Origin of the sequence: Pseudomonas sp. SJZ080 (assembly GCF_007828295.1) — a bacterium.
GTDB lineage: Bacteria > Pseudomonadota > Gammaproteobacteria > Pseudomonadales > Pseudomonadaceae > Aquipseudomonas > Aquipseudomonas migulae_A.
The window spans coordinates 340,516-358,610 of sequence record NZ_VIUK01000001.1; the positions used below are offsets into that span (position 1 = coordinate 340,516).

Genomic DNA, 18,095 nt, shown 5'->3' on the forward strand with positions numbered 1-18,095 from the left:
CGCATGAGCGACTCCCTTGATCTCAGCCTGGACGGTGTAGAACGCCGGTCACTGGCTGACTTCACCGAAAATGCCTACCTCAACTACTCCATGTACGTGATCATGGACCGTGCCTTGCCGCATATCGGCGACGGCCTGAAACCGGTACAGCGTCGCATCATTTATGCGATGAGCGAGTTGGGGCTGGACGCCGATTCCAAGCACAAGAAATCGGCGCGTACCGTCGGTGACGTGCTCGGCAAGTTCCACCCGCATGGCGATTCGGCCTGCTACGAAGCCATGGTCCTGATGGCCCAGCCGTTCAGCTACCGCTACACGCTGGTCGACGGCCAGGGTAACTGGGGGGCGCCGGATGATCCCAAGTCCTTCGCCGCCATGCGTTACACCGAAGCGCGGCTGTCGCGTTATTCCGAAGTGCTGCTCAGCGAGCTGGGCCAGGGCACAGCGGACTGGGGCCCGAACTTCGACGGCACCCTCGACGAGCCGCTGGTATTGCCGGCACGTTTGCCGAACATCCTGCTCAACGGCACCACCGGCATCGCCGTGGGCATGGCCACCGACGTACCGCCGCACAATCTGCGCGAAGTCGCGACCGCCTGCGTGCGTTTGCTCGATGAGCCGAAAGCCACGGTCGAACAGCTCTGTGAACATATCCAGGGCCCGGATTATCCGACCGAAGCGGAAATCATCACCCCGCGCGCCGACCTGCTGAAAATCTACGAAACCGGTCGCGGCTCGGTGCGCATGCGCGCCGTTTACCATATCGAAGACGGCGACATCATCGTCACCGCGCTGCCGCATCAGGTATCTGGCGCCAAGGTGCTGGAACAGATCGCGGCCATGATGCAGGCCAAGCCGTCGAAGGCCCCGCAGATCGCGGACCTGCGCGACGAGTCCGACCACGAAAACCCGTGCCGGATCGTAATCATTCCGGGCGCGCGCAAGAATTTTGACCACGACGCGCTGATGCAGCACCTGTTCGCCAGTACCGAGCTGGAGTCGAGCTACCGGGTCAACATCAATATCATCGGCCTGGACGGCAAGCCGCAGCTGAAAAACCTGCGAGCATTGCTGGTCGAATGGTTGGAATTCCGCGTACAGACCGTGCGTCGTCGCCTGCAATTCCGCCTCGACAAGGTCGAGCGTCGCCTGCACCTGTTGGACGGTTTGTTGATTGCCTACCTCAACCTGGATGAAGTGATTCATATCATCCGCACCGAGGAACACCCGAAAGCTGCCCTGATCGCGCGTTACGCTCTGAGCGAAATCCAGGCCGAGTACATTCTCGACACCCGTTTGCGTCAGTTGGCGCGACTGGAAGAAATGAAGCTGCGTGCCGAGCAGGATGAACTGCTCAAGGAACAAGCCAAGCTGCAAGCCCTGCTGGGCAGCGAAGCCAAGTTGAAAAAGCTGGTACGCACCGAGCTGATCAAAGACGCCGAAACCTACGGCGATGACCGTCGTTCGCCAATCGTCGAACGCGCCGAAGCCAAGGCCCTGACCGAACACGATCTGCTGCCGAACGAGAAAGTCAGCGTCGTGTTGTCGGAAAAAGGCTGGGTACGCTCCGCCAAGGGGCACGAAATTGACGCCACCGGGCTTTCCTACAAGGCCGGGGACGGTTTCAAGGCTTTGGCTGCTGGGCGTTCCAACCAGTTTGCGGTGTTTATCGATTCCACCGGCCGCAGCTATTCGGTGGCCGCGCACACGTTGCCATCGGCCCGCGGTCAGGGCGAACCGTTGACCGGTCGTCTGACGCCGCCGCCAGGGGCGAGTTTCGAATGCGTGCTGATGCCGGAAGACGATTCGCTCTACGTGATCGCCTCCGACGCGGGTTACGGTTTCGTGGTCAAGGGTGAGGATTTCCAGGCCAAGAACAAGGCGGGTAAGGCGCTGCTGAGCTTGCCGAACAACTCGAAGGTCATTCTGCCGCGCCCGGTGGCGGATCGTGAGAACAACTGGCTGGCCTCGGTGACCACCGAAGGTCGCCTGCTGATCTTTAAGATCAGCGATCTGCCACAATTAGGTAAAGGTAAAGGTAATAAGATCATCGGTATTTCCGGTGAGCGTGTTGCCAGTCGCGAAGAATATGTCACGGACATCGCTGTACTGCCGGAAGGCGCCACCTTGGTGTTGCAGGCAGGAAAACGTACCTTGTCACTGAAAGCGGACGACCTCGAACACTACAAAGGTGAGCGTGGGCGTCGTGGTAACAAGCTTCCACGAGGCTTCCAGAGGGTAGATGCGCTGCTCGTCGAAAACCTCAATTAGGCGTCCTAGAGCGCTCGATCTGCGATTTAACGCGTAGATCGACGCTTTGCCGCTGGAGTCGGAACGCATATTCACGGATGATATGGCCTTTCCAAGCGCCGGCGTGGCCGAGCGTTCTTCATATTTATTGAGTATCTTCACTGTGGTTAGCCTTGTGGCAACCACCTGGATGGGACGATGACTGCTCTGCGCCTTCCTTTTATTTTGATGCTCGCCGGCGTTCTTGGCCTGGCGGGCTGCAGCACTCACCAACCGGTGTCGCTGTATCAGCTGGACAGCGGAAGTCCGGCTCAGCCTGCGCAAAGCGCGGGCATGGCGGTATTGCTCGGCCCGGTGACGGTCGCCGACTATCTGCAACGTGAAACATTGCTGCAGCGTCAGCCGGATGGCAGCTTGCAGGCTTCGACCGATGGTCGTTGGGCTGGAAGCCTGTCCTCCGACATCGATCAGCTGTTGCTGCGCCAGGTCGCGGGTCATCTGGACAGTCAGCGTGTGGTGCTGGCACCGGCAACGGTCGGCTTCACGCCGGACGTGCAGGTGTTGCTCACCATCACACGCCTGGACTCGGGTGAATCGCAACCGGCGATCCTTGATGCTCAATGGCGTTTGATCGACCGTCGCGGTCAGGTTCGCGATAACCGCATCATTCACTTGCAGGAACAACACACCGGCGGCACTGCCGCGCAGGTTCAGGCTCAGGGGGTGTTGTTGCAGAAACTCGCCGAACAGCTGTCGACCGCGCTCAAGCCACTGGCTAACCAGCCACCGATTGCGGAAGCGCCAAAGAAACCGGCTGCCAAGCCTGCGGCACCGGCGGCCGAACAGGAAAAGCAGCCGAAGATCCCGATGGCTTCGCCGATCCGCACCGATATGGAAGTGTTTCGCTTCTAAGCCCGCACCGATACAACATAAAGCCCGCGATGATGCGGGCTTTGTTGTTTCTGCAGGTTAGAGAGATCCAGTGCTACTGATGGCCCCTTCGCGGGCAAGCCCGCTCCCACAGATCCCGCGTCGTTCGCGCGATAGGTGTATGACACTAAAACTGTGGGAGCGGGCTTGCCCGCGATGGGGCCGCGACAGGCAACAAAAAAGCCCGCAGACGATCACTCATCTGCGGGCTTCTTCACATCAGGCTTAAGGCTTACGCCCGACGCTCATGCATCCGCGCCAGTTGCCGTTCCAGCATCGAGGGATAAGGCTCCATCAACCGCTCTACACAGCACGCACCCTCAGGGCTGGCAATCGGACGGATCCGCGCACGCTGGCGAATCAGCGCGTCGTCACTGATCTTGCGCTCCACCAGCAGCAGATTGCGGCTGTGTTGCGACAGGGCCAGGGCGTCCTGGGCGGTTTCGGTCAGCAGCAGGTCGATCTGGCTCAGGCCGAACAACTCGTCGCCCAGGGTCAGGCCCAGTTGCAATTGCAGGGTGATGCCGCTGTCCGCGACTTCGATCTGCAACTGATGGCCCAGCGCACGCAGCAACTCGCCGCAGCAGATGGCGTTGGTCAGGTAGTCGTCGCCACTGTCTTCGGTGTGGAACACCATCAGCGTGCTGCCATCGTTCAGGCTGTGCAGCTCGCCCTCATAGAGCGACGCGGCCTGGTCGAGGCAGTCGCGATAGCGTTTGAGCAGTTCTTCCAGGCGCGCCCGCGGCAGACGGCGCAGCTGATCCTGAGCACCCAGTTGCACGGCCAGCACCGCGCTGTGTTGCGGCACGTTCGATACCTGCGGTTTGACCGCTGGCTTCGGTGCACTCGTTACCGAATCGTCACGCAGGTCGGCAAACGCATCATCGTCATCCTCATCTTCTACGGTGCTGACGATGTGCCGTGGCGCAGGCTTGAGGCCAGCAACAGGCTTGGTTTCATCAAAACTCGGGTCCCGCAGATTGCGCACTTCGAAGGACGGCTCGTCGGCGGCGTCTTCGTAATCGCTTTCGTCGTACTCGGGTTCCGGCTCAGGTTCTGGCTCGGCCGGCTCCGGCGCAAAGTTGGCGTGCAGCTGGCGAGCCAGGTCGCCGATTTCGTCCTGACGTCCGGTTGCCGGGGTGTATTCATCGATATTGCGCAGCCACACACGCAATTGCAGCAGCGGCGTGGAGATGTGCCGACCCAGGCGCAGGCTCAAGGCCAGCGACAAGGCCAACAGAATCGCACTCAAAATGCCCATGCTCTGCAGGCTGATGGTCATCGGCTGCTGGAACTGATCCATGTCCAGGCTGATGCGCAGTTGCCCGGCGGTCACGTCCTGGAAGGTGATCTTGCTCTGGTACATGCCCTCGGCTTCGCCCAACAGGCTGTGCTTGGGACGCTGACCGGCTTCGGCGAGGATGCGGTTATCCACGCTGTAGATGGCGGCGTGGGCCACCAGCTTGTTCTTGGTCAGGTTGTTGAGCAACACGTTGAGGCTGAGGATGTCGTTGGACACCAACAGCTCCGTGGCGGACGTGGCGGTCTGCGTGGTCAGGCTTTCGCCCAGGGCATCCGCCTGTTCGTGCATGGCCTGCTTGAACTGCAAACCCATCACGCAGGCGTAGATCACCAGGGCCAGAGCGACCAGGATCACGTTATGGCTGGCGATGCGCAATGCAATCGGTACACGGCGGTGGCGCAGTGCACGGAAGATCAGCAGAAAGAAGTTATCGGTTTTAACTGGCGTGGGCCGGTTCACTTGAGCTCGGCTCTTTTGTCCGTGAAGTTGACGCGCAGTATAGCGACAGGCCCTAGACCGTCAAAGCGCTCACGGTGCCCGATGGTCACTGAAAGTGGGTAGAATGCGGTTTTTTTCCACCTGCGGGGGTGCGCCTTGCGCGAAATCGTCCTGATAAACATCACTGGTGAGGACCGTCCAGGTCTGACCGCGGCCATTACCGGCGTTCTGGCCCAGGGTGGTGTGAACATTCTCGACATCGGTCAGGCGGTGATCCACGACACCCTGTCGTTCGGCATCCTGGTTGAAATTCCTGACACCGAGCAAGGCAAGTCCGTGCTCAAGGACATTCTGTTCACGGCTTACAAACTCGACCAGCAGGTGCGTTTCACGCCGGTGTCCGAAGATGATTACCAGCAGTGGGTCGGCAATCAGGGCAAAAAACGCCACATCGTGACGCTATTGACCCGCAAAGTGACTGCCGGGCAATTGCAGGCCGTGAGCTCGATCACCGCCAAATATGGCCTGAACATCGACCACATCGATCGTCTGTCCGGGCGCATGCCACTGGACACGCCGGCCGACAAAGGCAAGGGCTGCATCGAGTTTTCCGTGCGTGGCGAAGCGGCTGATCCGCAAGCGCTGCGGGCCGAATTCCTCAGCGTCGCCCAGGAACTGAACGTCGATATCGCCTTCCAGGAAGATTCGCTGTTCCGCCGCAACCGCCGTCTGGCGGTGTTCGACATGGACTCGACGCTGATTGAAGCCGAAGTCATCGACGAACTGGCCAAGGCCGCGGGTGTGGGTGACCAGGTTTCGGAAATCACCGAGCGGGCGATGGCCGGTGAGCTCGACTTCCGCGCCAGCTTCAAGGAGCGTCTGGCCTTGCTCAAAGGTCTGGACGTCAGCGTGCTGGATTCGATCGGCGCTTCCCTGCGCCTGACCGAAGGCGCCGAAACCCTGTTCGCCGAACTCAAGCGCCTGGGCTACAAGACCGCGATTCTGTCGGGTGGCTTCACTTACTTCGCCAAGCAATTGCAGGCGAAATTGGGTATCGACTACGTGTTCGCCAATGAGCTGGAAGTGGTTGATGGCAAAGTGACTGGCGTGGCGGTCGAGCCGATCGTCGATGCGCAGCGCAAGGCGGATCTGTTGAAGGAGCTGGCGCACAAGGAAGGCTTGCGTCTGGAGCAGACCATTGCGGTCGGCGACGGTGCCAACGATTTGCCGATGCTGGCGATTGCCGGGCTGGGGGTGGCGTTCCGCGCCAAGCCGCTGGTCAAGCAGTCGGCGAAGCAGGCGATTTCCACTCTGGGGCTGGATGGCGTGCTGTACCTGCTGGGCTTTCGGGATCGTGACGGGCAGCTCTGAAATCCCGGTTGTTTGAGCAGGCCTCTTCGCGAGCAAGCCCGCTCCCACATTCGAGCGAGTTCTTCCAGAAGGATTACAGTCGAATGTGGGAGCGGGCTTGCTCGCGATGGGCGCGACACGGTCTTAAGGGGCCACCCTCAAAGCGTCTTCCACAACGAATCAAATTCCTCCTCGTTTCCGACCACGCCGCTCCCCGCGGCGTTTTCGTTTCTGGCAGCCTCCAGCGAGCGATAGGCAAACTGATTGAAACTGTTGGTGCTCGCCACCCGTCGATCCAGCCCGGCCCGGCGTTCCTCGCCGTTGGTGTTGATCAGCACCTTGTTGCCTTCCTCAAAGGGCAGGCGCGGCGCGAGCAAGGTGGCAGGCAGGTCTATCGCACTGATCGCGGGTAGTAGCAGGCCACGCAAGTATTGGCTGTGGTCGTCACGGGTGCGCACCAGTTGCAGGCCGCAAGGCTCAGCGTAGGGCGCGACTTGCTCGATACCCATTTGCGTACCGCCGCCGCGAACCTGGCGGATCCAGCGCACCACGGCGATGCTCCAGCCCGACCCCGCCGTATCCTCGATGCCGACCATCTCGCCAGCCTGCAACTCCGCGGGCACTGCACCGGGCCAGGCCAGGCAGTAACCGCCCGGGCTGTGATTGATCACCGGCAAGGCGTAGGTCGGGAAGTGACGGTTACGGTCGGAGTCTTTTTGACTGTCGTCGTTCTGAAGTTGCGGGTATTCGATTTCTTCGTAAGGCAGCAACGCGTCAGCGGTGCCGAGTGGCGCCGCGTCGAAGGCATGGTGCCATTGGTCTTTTTCCCGAAGGGAGATCGCCGTGAACTGCGCGCGGCCGGCACCGGGATGTTTCAGGATCTCGCTGAACGGGCGTTGCCCGCCCAGATAGAAGTGCAGCGCGCTCATGCCTACGCACAAGGTCAAGGTGCCTTGACTGGCCGTGCGCTGGAAACTGCGTTCGACCGCCTGGCCCCAGGCGGCACTCAGGTGTTGCAGCGTATCCAGACTCAATCCTGCCGGCACGGGCAGTGGCACCGGGCTGTCGGTTTTTTGCAGATGGGCTTCGATGGCTGCGACCAGTGGCAGCGGATCGAGCGCCAGCAGGTTCTTCTGCTGCTCAGGTCGGAATTTCGAGCGGTAACGCGGCCCGATGTCGAGCTCCGGTGCGACGCCAAACAGTCCGTCGGCCGCAGATACCGGCTGCAGCTTGATCAATTTGCTCCACGGCTCCAGCACTTCGGCGAGCCGCGCGATCTGGTTCTGGCGCAGTTGGTTGCATCGCGCAGCGCCCAGCAACAATGCGACCACGTACGTCTGTTCGATGCTCAGGGTTTGCGTCTGGCTGGCCAGCTCATCGCGCAGGTTCAGGTGCTGGAGCCGATGGGAGCAGGCGATCCGATACAGCAGATGCAGTTCCAGCCACACGCCTTCCGGCACCGGGCAATAGAGCTCGGTGGCGCGGATCAGTGATCCGTTGAGGCAATGGATCGCCCGCTGTAATGCCTGGGCCAGCAGCGGTGCGCGGTCTTTGCTGAAGCGCGGCGAGATGCGCGCGACGATCTGTTTATAGCCAATCGCCAAATGACTTTGCAGCGCCTGGCAGAGGTTGGCGATCTTGCGCGAGCGCTCGTCGAGGACAATCGATTGGTGCAGGAAATGCCGCTCCAGGTGCTTGCAGACGTAATACACCTCGGGCCGCAGTAACTCGAGCAGTTGCAGGCGATTGTCGCTGGGCGTCAGCAGTTGGTTCAGCTCGCTCAAGCCTTGATAGAGCTGGCGAGCGGTTTCGCCGATATTGGCTTTGGGCAGATCGGCGATCCAGCGCTTGAGGTCGCGCGGGGTGGCTTCGCAGAACGACAGGCGCAACTGTGCAGGGATCGGCGCGCGTAGCAAAAGGTGAGGACTGGTCTCATTCATGCCGTGAACAAACTCCAACCGGGAAAATGGGCAGTGAATGACCTGACTGTAGCAGCAATAGCCTGTCGAGGAACCCCTGTCGCCGGCAGCTCCTACGGAAATCTACCGTTTGTCTGTCAGCCGAGTGAGGTTCGGGCGTGCTACTAATCTGACAGACGTGCGACTGGATACGCACGGTCGTACGGCCTGCTGCCTGTGCCGGGCAGGTCTCTCGTAACTTCAAGGAGATGAAGTTTATGTCTAGATACGTAGTGGCAAATCAATGGGGCGGTAGTTCTGCACCCTGGCATCCGGGCGGAGACTGGACGCTAGGCGCGCGGGACAACCAGAAGGTTGTCGCGATCGAGATAAAGTCGAGCGATGGCGGCAAGAGCTTCACCGGCACCATGACGTACTCAGGTGAAGGTCCCATTGGCTTCAAGGCTCAGCGCACGGGCCAAAACCAGTACAACGTTGAAAATCAGTGGGGCGGCAACGACGCTCCATGGCATCCGGGTGGCAAATGGGTCATCGGAGGCCGGGACAATCAGAACGTTGTCGCGTTGAGCGTGACATCCAGTGATGGAGGGAAAAACCTCAGTGGCACCAATACCTACGCCAACGAAGGACCGATCGGCTTTCGCGGGCAGATAGAGTAGCGGCACCACCGAAATGTCCGACCCCACGAAGACGTTCGTGGGGTTCGGATCAGGGGATCAGGCTTTTGGCAGGCCCATGCCCTGGCCCATCTGCACCGGCGAACCGGCCGCCAGTTCTTCGGCCCACTGCACTTGATCAGGGCCGAACAGCACAACAGCCGTCGAACCCAGCTTGAAACGACCCAGTTCCGCACCTTTTTCCAGATGGATCGGCGCACGGGCCGCTTCGTCGTAGCGGAAGGTTTTCAGCTCGCGCTTCGGTGGCGTCACCAGGCCAGCCCAAACGGTTTCGATCGATGCGACGATCATCGCGCCCACCAGCACCACGGCCATCGGGCCGCGCTCGGTGTCGAAAATGCATGCCACTCGCTCGTTGCGGGCAAACAATTCTGGAACGTTTTCCGCGGTGGTCTGGTTGACCGAGAAAATCCGCCCCGGAATGTAGACCATCTCGCGCAATGTGCCGGCCAGCGGCATGTGCACGCGGTGGTAGTCCTTCGGCGACAGGTAAATGGTCGCGAAATCACCGCCCATGAACGGCGCTGCGTTGGCCGCGTCACCGCCCAGCAACTCCAGCACGCTGAAGCTGTGGCCCTTGGCCTGGAACACGCGACCGTGTTCGATCGGGCCGAGCTGGCTGACCGCGCCGTCGGCCGGGCTGAGGATCGCGCCCGGGGTTTCGTCCAGCGGACGAGCGCCGTCTTTCAACGCGCGGGTGAAGAATGCGTTGAAGTGCTCGTAGGCGGTCAGGTCTTCGACCAGGGCCTGGGACATGTCCACCTGATAACGCTTGGCGAACCACGCGGTGAACGCATTCTTGAACCAGCGCACGCGGCATTCGGCGATGCAGCCGGCCAGTCGCGAGAGCAAGTGGTGGGGCAGCAGGTATTGGCTGAGGATAAACAAACGCTTATTCATTAACTGTCCTTAAAAACCTTAAATCTCTACAGGCGTATCGGGGTGGTTGCCCCATTCGCCCCAGGAGCCGGCGTAGCCTTTGACCCGCGGATAACCGAGGGACTTGGCCACCAGATAGGTGAAGCCAGAACGGTGGTGAGTCTGGCAGTGGGTAATCACTTCTTTGTCTTTGCTGATCCCGAGTTTTTCCAGGATCTGCGGCATGTCGGTGCGGATGCGCAGGTTGCGAGCCGGGTCCATGCCTGCAGTCCATTCGAAATTGACCGCGCCGGGAATGTGCCCGCCCTTGGCTGCGAGGACTTTCTCGCCGGAGTACTCCAGCGGCCCGCGCGCGTCCCAGATCGCCAGGTCGGCGGCGCCGAGACGGCTTTGCAGGTATTCGCGGGTGGCGGTGGGCTCGTCATGCAGAGTCAGCGAAACCGGACCGCCAACCGCGGGCGGGACCTGGATCGACATGGGCGAGCCTTCTGCCAGCCACGCCGTCAGACCACCGTCGACGTAGTGGTACTTGCTGTGGCCGATGACGTCCAGCAACCAGATAAAGCGCCCGGCCCAACCGCCGCCTTCATCGTCATACACGACGTAGACCGCATCGGGGTTGTGTCCCAGCTCACCGAACAACGCTTCGAGTGCCGCGTGCGGCGGCATCAAGCCTGGTGCAGGCGGCTGTCCGAGTTGCGTGCGTTTCGGATCGACAAAACGCGCGCCGGGAATATGCCCTTCGGCATAGCGGGCGCTGCTGGTCAGGTCCACCAGAATCAGATCGCGGGCGTCGAGACGAGAGAGCAAGTCGCTCGGTTCGATCACCAGCGGCAAGCCAGAGAAGTCAGACATGTGAGGTCTCCAGAGCACAAAGGGGAGGATTGTAGCGGGTCATTGGCCGCGATGGCTAAAGCTGTGCAGGGCTTTCTCGATGCACTGCGCGGTTTTGCCAAAGGCCTGCACGGTGATTTCAGAGAACGGCCCGCCGCCCTGATCGGCCACCACGATCATGATCACGCGGCCGTTGTTGACCAGCGAGCGCAACAGCAGGTGTTCGCCACCGAACTGCGAGCGCAGGCTGGCCGGGAGCAGCGCCGAAAATTGCGCGTTGTTGGCCGGGGTCAGGCGCACCTGCGCCTGTTGCGAAAGCAGGCGTTGCAGCACGGTGCTTTGGCTGACCACGAAATTCAGGCCGGCGGCTTCTTTCGGCAGCCCGGCGATCTGGTGCACGCGCAGATTGGCGTGCGTGCGGTCGGCCATCAGGATCATCACTCGACGCATGCCGCACGCGACCAACGCGTCACGGGCCGAGTTGGTCAGGTGCATGGCATTGGTGAAGCGACTCGGCTCTACCAGCAGCTCGGCGCATTGTTTGCGCCATTTGGCCAGGTCCTCGGCGGTCGGCGCCGGGGCGGGCAGCAGACCGGCGTGAACGCGGTTCATGCCCCAAGGCCAGAGCAGTGCAACCGCCGGGTGCCAGAGGTCTGGCATGGCATGCTGACGCGCACTGTTGGCGGCCTGCTGGTGCAATTGCTGTTGCACCTCCTCCATCGGCATTTGCAGGTAAAGGCTGGTCAGGTACTGCCAGCGTTCACTGTGCGGACTGTCCCAGGCCTGTTGCGCCGACAGCGCCAGACCGTTGGCCAGCAACACGGTATTGGCCGGTTGATTGAGCCAGCGGCGCAATGTCGGATCGTCATCAAGACGGTTCTGCTGGCGCAATGGATGATCGCTGTCGCGCGCGATGCGCAGGACTTTCACCAGTTCCCGTTGCTCGTTGAGCAGCAGCTTGTAACCTTGCTGCACCCAGATCGGCAGGTGCCAGATCTCCACCAGCGCCTGAGCGATTTCCAGCAGGCGAGCGCCAAACAATTGTTTCTCGACGTTGCGCGCCGACTCGCCTTTATGGATGACCCGCAGTTCCCATTCTTCAAGCAACTGCGGATGGGTCAACGCCATGGGCCACAGCGGCGAAAGAAACAGCAGGCTGCCCCAGTGGATGTCCTGCCACAGCCGCGCCAGGCGCGCGGCGAAAAAGCCGTTGGCCTGTTGCGTCGCGTGCAGGCTGATCATCTGCAACTGTCGAAGGGCCACGGGGATTTGCGATTCAGGTACCGCGGGCAGTCGCGCAAGCAGTTCTTCCGTGCGTTTCAACCCGAGGCGATTGATCGCCACCTCAAGGTTTTCCGCAGGCTCGGTCATGCTGCCGTGGGTGTGCCGGTTGGCTTCGCGGATCACGCTCAAGGCCAGGGCGGGGCTGTCCTGCATCAACTCGGCGATATCGCGCAGGGAGCTGCGGTCGTCGCGGATGGCCTTGCAGACACGGTCATGACTGGCTTGCGGAACCGGCAGGCGCACACCATCGAGAAGCTTGACCCAGCCTTCGAGTGTGGTCGGTTTTGGAGTTGGGACGTTCGTTTCGTTAGCCATGTCTGGACGCGATCATCGTCTGCATTACCTATGCCTGGAGCGGGCCAAATTGGCTTTTCGCCTGAACTGGCTATAGTCTGGCGCAGTTTTGCCGATAAGTAGAAGAAGAGATTTTTTAACTTCCGAATATGACCTTGAACCCGACTCAGTAAGTGCTCTCCTACCTATGGCTAAAATAATCGGCATCATCGTCGTATTCGCGAGCGTGCTCGGCGGATACGTGCTCTCCCACGGCAAGATTGCCGCCCTGATTCAACCCTTCGAGGTGATGATCATCGGTGGTGCGGCCCTTGGCGCATTCCTCCAGGCCAACCCCGGTTACATGACACTGCACGTGCTCAAGAAGTCCTTGAGCATGTTCGGGTCGCGCTTCAATCACGGCTACTATCTTGAAGTGTTGGGGCTGATCTACGAGATCCTCAACAAGAGTCGCCGCGAAGGCATGATGGCCATCGAAGGCGACATCGAAGATGCCGCCGCGAGTCCCATCTTCGCCAAGTACCCATCGGTGCTCAAAGATGAGCGCATGACCGCGTTTATCTGCGATTACCTGCGCATCATGTCCTCCGGCAACATGGCTCCCCATGAGCTGGAAGGCCTGTTCGACATGGAACTCTACAACCTCAAGGAAGACCTTGAGCACCCGTCCCACGCGGTGAACGGCATCGCCGACGCCATGCCCGGTTTCGGTATCGTCGCGGCGGTATTGGGTATCGTGGTGACCATGGCGTCCCTGGGTGAAGGCGACCAGAAATCCATCGGTCTGCACGTGGGTGCGGCACTGGTCGGTACCTTCTTCGGTATTCTCGCGGCGTACGGTTTCTTTGGTCCGTTGGCCCACTCCCTGGCCCACGATGCCAAGGAAGAACTGAACGTCTACGAAGCCATCAAGGCCTCGCTGGTGGCTTCGGCTTCCGGCATGCCGCCATCGCTGGCGGTAGAGTTCGGGCGCAAGGTTCTGTACCCGGCGCACCGTCCTAGCTTCGCTGAGCTGGAACAAGCGGTTCGTGGTCGTTAAGTCATGGAAAACAACCAGCCGATAATCATCAAGCGCGTCAAGCGCATCGCCGGCGGGCATCACGGGGGCGCCTGGAAAATCGCCTTCGCCGACTTTGCGACGGCGATGATGGCGTTCTTTCTGGTGTTGTGGCTGCTGTCCACCGCAACACCGGAACAGAAACTCGCCATCGCCGGTTACTTCAAGGACCCGGTCGGCTTTTCCGAAAGTGGCACACCTTTCATCATCGACTTGGGCGGCACGCCGACCCTGGCGCCGGAAAACACCCTCAACCCCGAAGTGAAATCCCAGCCGCAGCCGGACAAGGTGACCGTCGACGTCGAGCAGGTCGAAGGCATGGCCGAAATGGTCGAGAAGGAACGCCTTGAACTGTTGCTGCAAGAATTGCAGAACAAGGTTGAAGAGAACCCGCAACTGAAGAAATTCAAGGACCAGATTCTGTTCGAAATCACCCCGGACGGCTTGCGCATCCAGATCGTGGACGCTGAAAACCGCCCGATGTTCGATTCCGGCAGCGCTCGTCTGAAACCGTATTTCGAAGACATCCTGTTGGCCATGGCCGACACCATCAAAGCGGTGCCGAACAAGATCAGCATCAGCGGTCACACCGATGCCAAGCCGTATTCGGGCACTGGCGACTTCGGTAACTGGGAGCTCTCGGCCAACCGTGCCAACGCCGCACGCCGTGCACTGGTGGCCGGCAGCTATCCGGAGCAGCAGATTGCACGAGTGGTCGGTTATGCCTCGTCGGCGTTGTTCGATCGCGAGAACCCGCTCAACCCGGTGAACCGTCGAATCGACATTGTCGTGCTGACCAAGAAAGCCCAGCGTGCCATCGAAGGTTCGCAAGGCGCGGAACCGACTCCGGAGCCGACGCAAGGGCAGGGCGGCCCGGGTGAAGTGCCTGCCACGCCAGCTGATCCGAACGCATTGCCAGCCGATAAAGAACCATTGCCGGCCCATGAGCTTCGCGAGCGTTTGAATCTCTTCGATGACCCGGCACCGAAACCGGCTGAACCGCCGAAGCAGTGACCCACAAAAAAGCCGACAGTGATGTCGGCTTTTTTGCTTTGGTTTGCACGGCCCCTTGTAGGAGCCGGCTTGCTGGCGATGGTCGTCAACGATAACGCGTGCTGTCTGAATCAACGCGACGCACTTGCGTCCATCGCCAGCAAGCCGGCTCCTACAGGTTTTGCGTTGTGTTGATCCAGGACGACTGTGATGCCTTGGACGTCCTGGGCGCTGAAAATGAAAAAGCCGCGAGATGATCGCGGCTTTTTTGTGTCTGCGGGCGGCCTAGTAACTGTTTTCCGGCAAACTCGCGATGATCGAGCGGTAGCTGTTCATCCGTTGCTGCTGCACACGGCCTTCTTCCAGCGCCTTGAGCAATGCGCAACCCGGTTCGCGGTCGTGCTTGCAGTCGCGGAAACGGCACGTGCCGATCAGGTCGTTGAACTCGATGAAGCCGGCTTCGACGTCGGAACGACTGACGTGGCCCAGGCCGAATTCGCGGATACCCGGGGAGTCGATCAACTCACCGCCACCGGGGAAGTGGAACAGTCGCGCGGTGGTGGTGGTGTGGGTGCCCTGGCCGGACAGCTCGGACAACGGGCCGACGCGGGTGTCGACCTCAGGCAGCAGGCTGTTGACCAACGAAGATTTGCCGACGCCGGACTGGCCGACGAACACGCTGATGCGCCCGTCCAGCAGTTTCTGAAGTTGCTCCATGCCATTGCCGTGGTGCGCCGACACTTCCAGCACCGGATAACCCAGTGTGCGGTAAACCGCGAGCAAGGCATTCAGCGCCGGGGCGTTCTGCTCATCGATCAGGTCGAATTTGTTAAGCAGCAGCAGCGGCCGAATCCCGGCGTGTTCCGCCGCGACCAGATAGCGGTCGATCAGGTTGGCGTGAGGCTCGGGCAGCGGCGCGAAGACGATGACGATCATGTCGACGTTGGCAGCTACAGGCTTGAGCTGGCCACGGCTGTCCGGACGGCAGAGTTCGGTTTTGCGCGGCAGTTGCGCCACGATCACCCCGATGCCCTGATTGCCGGCACGCCAGACCACCTGATCGCCGGTCACCAGCGCCGGCAGGTTGGCGCGCAAGTGGCAGCGGAACACCTGGCCGGCCAAATCGCCATCGAGGGCTTCGACTTCGACCTGCACACCGAAGTGCGCAATCACAAGGCCCGTCTGTTCCGGACCCAGGTCGCCACCCTCAAGTGCCTCGACAGCCGAGGACTCGCGTTTGGCGGCGCGGGCAGCGCGTTCGCCTTGGATCTTTTCGATGCGCCAGTTTTGACGACGATTGAGTTGGCGTTTGGCCATGGGTGTTCCGTATCAAGAATGCAGCGATTAGGTAAAACGGCCGCGAGTTTAGCACGCCCGGGCGCCGCCCTAGGCTAAACTGCGCAGCATTGCCTAGGAGCCGACACATGCAAAACCCGCAGAACCTGATCTGGATCGACCTGGAAATGACCGGTCTGAACCCTGACACCGACGTCATCATCGAGATGGCCACGATCGTCACCGACAGTGACCTGAACACCCTGGCCGAAGGGCCGGTGATCGCCATCCATCACAGCGACGAGATCCTCGCCGGCATGGACGAGTGGAACACCCGCCAACACGGCGGCTCGGGCCTGACCCAGCGCGTGCGCGACAGCCGTATCAGCATGGCCGAAGCGGAAGTCGAGACCATCGCCTTCCTGGAGAAATGGGTGCCGAAGGGCAAGTCGCCGATCTGCGGCAACAGCATCTGCCAGGACCGTCGCTTCCTTTATACGCACATGAAATCCCTGGAAAGCTACTTCCACTACCGCAACCTCGACGTCTCGACGCTCAAAGAACTGGCCGCTCGCTGGGCGCCGGATGTGCGCGACAGCTTCAAAAAAGGCAGCACCCACCTGGCTCTGGACGACATCCGCGAATCCATCGCCGAGTTGCAGCATTACCGCAAGCATTTCATCAAGTTCTGATTGGCAATACGGTCGCTGTAGGAGCCGGCTTGCTGGCGATGGCGTCCTCGAAGGCCCAATCGCCAGCAAGCCGGCTCCTACGGGATCTGCGTTGTGCCCGTCGGCGCGAGGCTTGCCCGCGAAGAAGGCGACTCGGTCTATCTGCGTAAATGCCCTCTTTTGGTGCCGGGACTAAATGGCTAGACTGCGCGCCTTCCTGCAAGGACCGCCACCATGTTGCTGATGCTTTACCTGATCGCCATTACTGCCGAAGCCATGACCGGCGCACTGTCTGCCGGCCGTCGCGGCATGGACTGGTTTGGTGTGGTGCTGATCGCCTGCATCACGGCGTTGGGCGGCGGTTCGGTGCGCGACGTGCTGCTCGGTCACTACCCGCTGACGTGGGTCAAACACCCGGAATACCTGGTGCTGACCTCGGTTGCGGCTATGTTCACGGTCTTCGCTGCACGCTGGATGCGTCACTTGCGCTCACTGTTTCTGGTGCTCGACGCCGTGGGGCTGGTGGCGTTTACCCTGATCGGCTGCATGACCGCTCTGGAAATGGGCCACGGCATGCTGGTGGCCTCGGTCAGTGGTGTGATCACCGGGGTATTCGGCGGCATCCTGCGCGACATCTTCTGCAACGACATCCCGCTGATCTTCCGCCGCGAGCTCTACGCCAGCGTCTCGTTCGCGGCGGCGTGGTGCTACATGCTGTGCCTTTATCTGAACGTGCCGGGAGAACAGGCGATTCTGATCACCCTGTTCGGTGGTTTCCTGCTGCGGTTGCTGGCGATCCGTTTTCACTGGGAAATGCCGAAGTTCGTTTATAACGACGAAGCCTGACATAGCTCCTACGCCAGGCCGTGTCGTTTCAGGGCCCATTCGACGTGTTCGCGGACCAGTTCCGACGGATACTCGCGCCGCGCCTTCAACGCTTCCAGCACCGGAATGCTCGACGGCGCATTCCCCAGGCCCACCGCCAGATTGCGCAACCAGCGCTCGTAACCCGCGCGTCGTAACGGCGAACCTTCAGTGCTGCTGAGAAATTTGTCCTCGTCCCACATGAACAGCTCCGCCAATTCGGCGTTGTCCAGGTTGTGCCTTGGCTTGAAGTCGCTTTCGCCGGACGGGCGAGCAAAGCGGTTCCACGGGCAGACGATCTGGCAGTCGTCACAGCCGAATACCCGATTGCCGATCAATGGCCGCAAGTCTTCGGGAATCGCGCTTTTCAGTTCGATGGTCAGGTAAGAGATGCAGCGCCGGGCATCCAGCACATAAGGGCCGACAAAGGCGTTGGTCGGGCAGATGTCGAGGCACGCGGTGCAGCGGCCGCAATGTTCGGTGCTGTGGGGCGGGTCAACCGGCAGCGGCAGGTCGACAAACAGTTCGCTAAGAAAGAAGTAACTGCCGGCCTTGCGATTCAAGACCAGCGTATTTTTGCCGATCCATCCAAGGCCGGCCTGTTCAGCGATGGCTTTTTCCAGGACCGGCGCACTGTCGACGAACGCGCGAAAACCAAATGGACCGATCTCGGCCTGAATTTTATCGGCGAGTTGTTGCACACGTTTACGGATCAATTTGTGGTAATCGCGGCCCAAGGCATAACGCGAGACGTAGGCTTTTTCCGGTTGGGCCAGGCGTTTGGCCATTTCGGTGTCGCCCGGCAGGTAATCCATGCGCAGGGAGACCACCCGAAGTGTGCCGGGCACCAGTTCTTCCGGATGTGAGCGTTTGCTGCCGTGGGCGCCCATGTAGTCCATTTCGCCGTGGTAGCCAGCCGCAAGCCAGCGCTCCAGGTGCTGTTCATGCTCGGCGAGGTCCAGGCCGCTGATGCCGACTTGCTGAAAGCCCAGCTCGCGGCCCCAGTCCTTGATGGATTGGGCGAGGGCGGGCAGGTCTGTGGTAATAGCGGGCATGAGGCGAGAGAAACCGGAGCTG

The 18,095-nt window shown here is 60.8% G+C and carries 15 protein-coding genes; 8 read left to right on the plus strand and 7 right to left on the minus strand.

Annotation, left to right across the window (positions count from 1 at the left end):
- Window positions 1-3 precede the first annotated feature (3 nt).
- Both parC and FBY04_RS01590 read left to right on the plus strand, forming a co-directional pair.
- Window positions 4-2,271 carry a DNA topoisomerase IV subunit A gene (gene parC / locus FBY04_RS01585; RefSeq protein WP_084320923.1) on the plus strand — a complete coding sequence of 756 codons (2,268 nt, stop codon included), beginning with the start codon at window positions 4-6 and terminating at the stop codon, window positions 2,269-2,271.
- 177 nt (window positions 2,272-2,448) lie between these two features.
- Window positions 2,449-3,162 carry a membrane integrity-associated transporter subunit PqiC gene (locus FBY04_RS01590; protein ID WP_084320922.1) on the plus strand — a complete coding sequence of 238 codons (714 nt, stop codon included), beginning with the start codon at window positions 2,449-2,451 and terminating at the stop codon, window positions 3,160-3,162.
- Between the two features lie 250 nt (window positions 3,163-3,412).
- On the opposite strand, the gene FBY04_RS01595 is transcribed toward FBY04_RS01590, so the two are convergent.
- Window positions 3,413-4,942, minus strand: coding sequence for an AhpA/YtjB family protein (locus FBY04_RS01595; protein WP_145314334.1), 1,530 nt, complete (start codon window positions 4,940-4,942; stop codon window positions 3,413-3,415).
- 135 nt (window positions 4,943-5,077) lie between these two features.
- Between FBY04_RS01595 and serB the strand changes: the two genes are divergently transcribed.
- Window positions 5,078-6,292 carry a phosphoserine phosphatase SerB gene (gene serB, locus FBY04_RS01600; RefSeq protein ID WP_084320920.1) on the plus strand — a complete coding sequence of 405 codons (1,215 nt, stop codon included), beginning with the start codon at window positions 5,078-5,080 and terminating at the stop codon, window positions 6,290-6,292.
- A 137-nt stretch (window positions 6,293-6,429) separates the two neighbouring features.
- On the opposite strand, the gene FBY04_RS01605 is transcribed toward serB, so the two are convergent.
- A complete protein-coding gene (locus FBY04_RS01605) occupies window positions 6,430-8,211 on the minus strand; it encodes a molecular chaperone (protein ID WP_145314335.1) in 1,782 nt (593 codons plus the stop codon).
- A 236-nt stretch (window positions 8,212-8,447) separates the two neighbouring features.
- On the opposite strand from FBY04_RS01605, the gene FBY04_RS01610 reads away from it, so the two are divergent.
- On the plus strand, window positions 8,448-8,849 hold the full coding sequence (locus FBY04_RS01610; RefSeq protein ID WP_084320918.1) for a lectin OAA: 402 nt from the start codon (window positions 8,448-8,450) through the stop codon (window positions 8,847-8,849).
- 57 nt (window positions 8,850-8,906) lie between these two features.
- Here the strand turns inward: FBY04_RS01610 and asd are convergent, their stop codons facing one another.
- Genes asd through FBY04_RS01625 form a run of 3 tightly spaced genes read right to left on the minus strand, consistent with a single transcriptional unit; the run spans window position 8,907 to window position 12,179 of the window.
- Window positions 8,907-9,767 carry an archaetidylserine decarboxylase gene (gene asd, locus FBY04_RS01615; protein ID WP_008040415.1) on the minus strand — a complete coding sequence of 287 codons (861 nt, stop codon included), beginning with the start codon at window positions 9,765-9,767 and terminating at the stop codon, window positions 8,907-8,909.
- An 18-nt stretch (window positions 9,768-9,785) separates the two neighbouring features.
- Window positions 9,786-10,601, minus strand: a complete 816-nt coding sequence (locus FBY04_RS01620) for a rhodanese-like domain-containing protein (protein WP_084320917.1) — start codon at window positions 10,599-10,601, stop codon at window positions 9,786-9,788.
- Between the two features lie 39 nt (window positions 10,602-10,640).
- On the minus strand, window positions 10,641-12,179 hold the full coding sequence (locus tag FBY04_RS01625; RefSeq protein WP_084320916.1) for an HDOD domain-containing protein: 1,539 nt from the start codon (window positions 12,177-12,179) through the stop codon (window positions 10,641-10,643).
- Between the two features lie 166 nt (window positions 12,180-12,345).
- Here FBY04_RS01625 and motA point away from each other — a divergent pair, with 166 nt between their 5' ends.
- A complete protein-coding gene (motA, locus tag FBY04_RS01630; RefSeq protein WP_008027935.1) occupies window positions 12,346-13,197 on the plus strand; it encodes a flagellar motor stator protein MotA in 852 nt (283 codons plus the stop codon).
- 3 nt (window positions 13,198-13,200) lie between these two features.
- Window positions 13,201-14,229, plus strand: a complete 1,029-nt coding sequence (gene motB, locus FBY04_RS01635) for a flagellar motor protein MotB (RefSeq protein ID WP_145314336.1) — start codon at window positions 13,201-13,203, stop codon at window positions 14,227-14,229.
- Between the two features lie 264 nt (window positions 14,230-14,493).
- Here motB and rsgA read toward each other — a convergent pair whose 3' ends face one another.
- Complete coding sequence (gene rsgA / locus FBY04_RS01640) at window positions 14,494-15,525, minus strand: small ribosomal subunit biogenesis GTPase RsgA (protein ID WP_145314337.1); 1,032 nt, start codon at window positions 15,523-15,525, stop codon at window positions 14,494-14,496.
- A gap of 107 nt (window positions 15,526-15,632) precedes the next feature.
- On the opposite strand from rsgA, the gene orn reads away from it, so the two are divergent.
- Entirely contained in the window at window positions 15,633-16,175 is a 543-nt protein-coding gene (gene orn, locus FBY04_RS01645) for an oligoribonuclease (protein WP_145314338.1), read from the plus strand.
- A 213-nt stretch (window positions 16,176-16,388) separates the two neighbouring features.
- On the plus strand, window positions 16,389-17,000 hold the full coding sequence (locus FBY04_RS01650) for a trimeric intracellular cation channel family protein (protein WP_084319351.1): 612 nt from the start codon (window positions 16,389-16,391) through the stop codon (window positions 16,998-17,000).
- Window positions 17,001-17,008: 8 nt separating this feature from the next.
- On the opposite strand, the gene queG is transcribed toward FBY04_RS01650, so the two are convergent.
- Window positions 17,009-18,073: a tRNA epoxyqueuosine(34) reductase QueG gene (queG, locus tag FBY04_RS01655; protein ID WP_084319349.1), complete on the minus strand. Its 1,065-nt coding sequence runs from the start codon at window positions 18,071-18,073 to the stop codon at window positions 17,009-17,011.
- Window positions 18,074-18,095 lie beyond the last annotated feature (22 nt).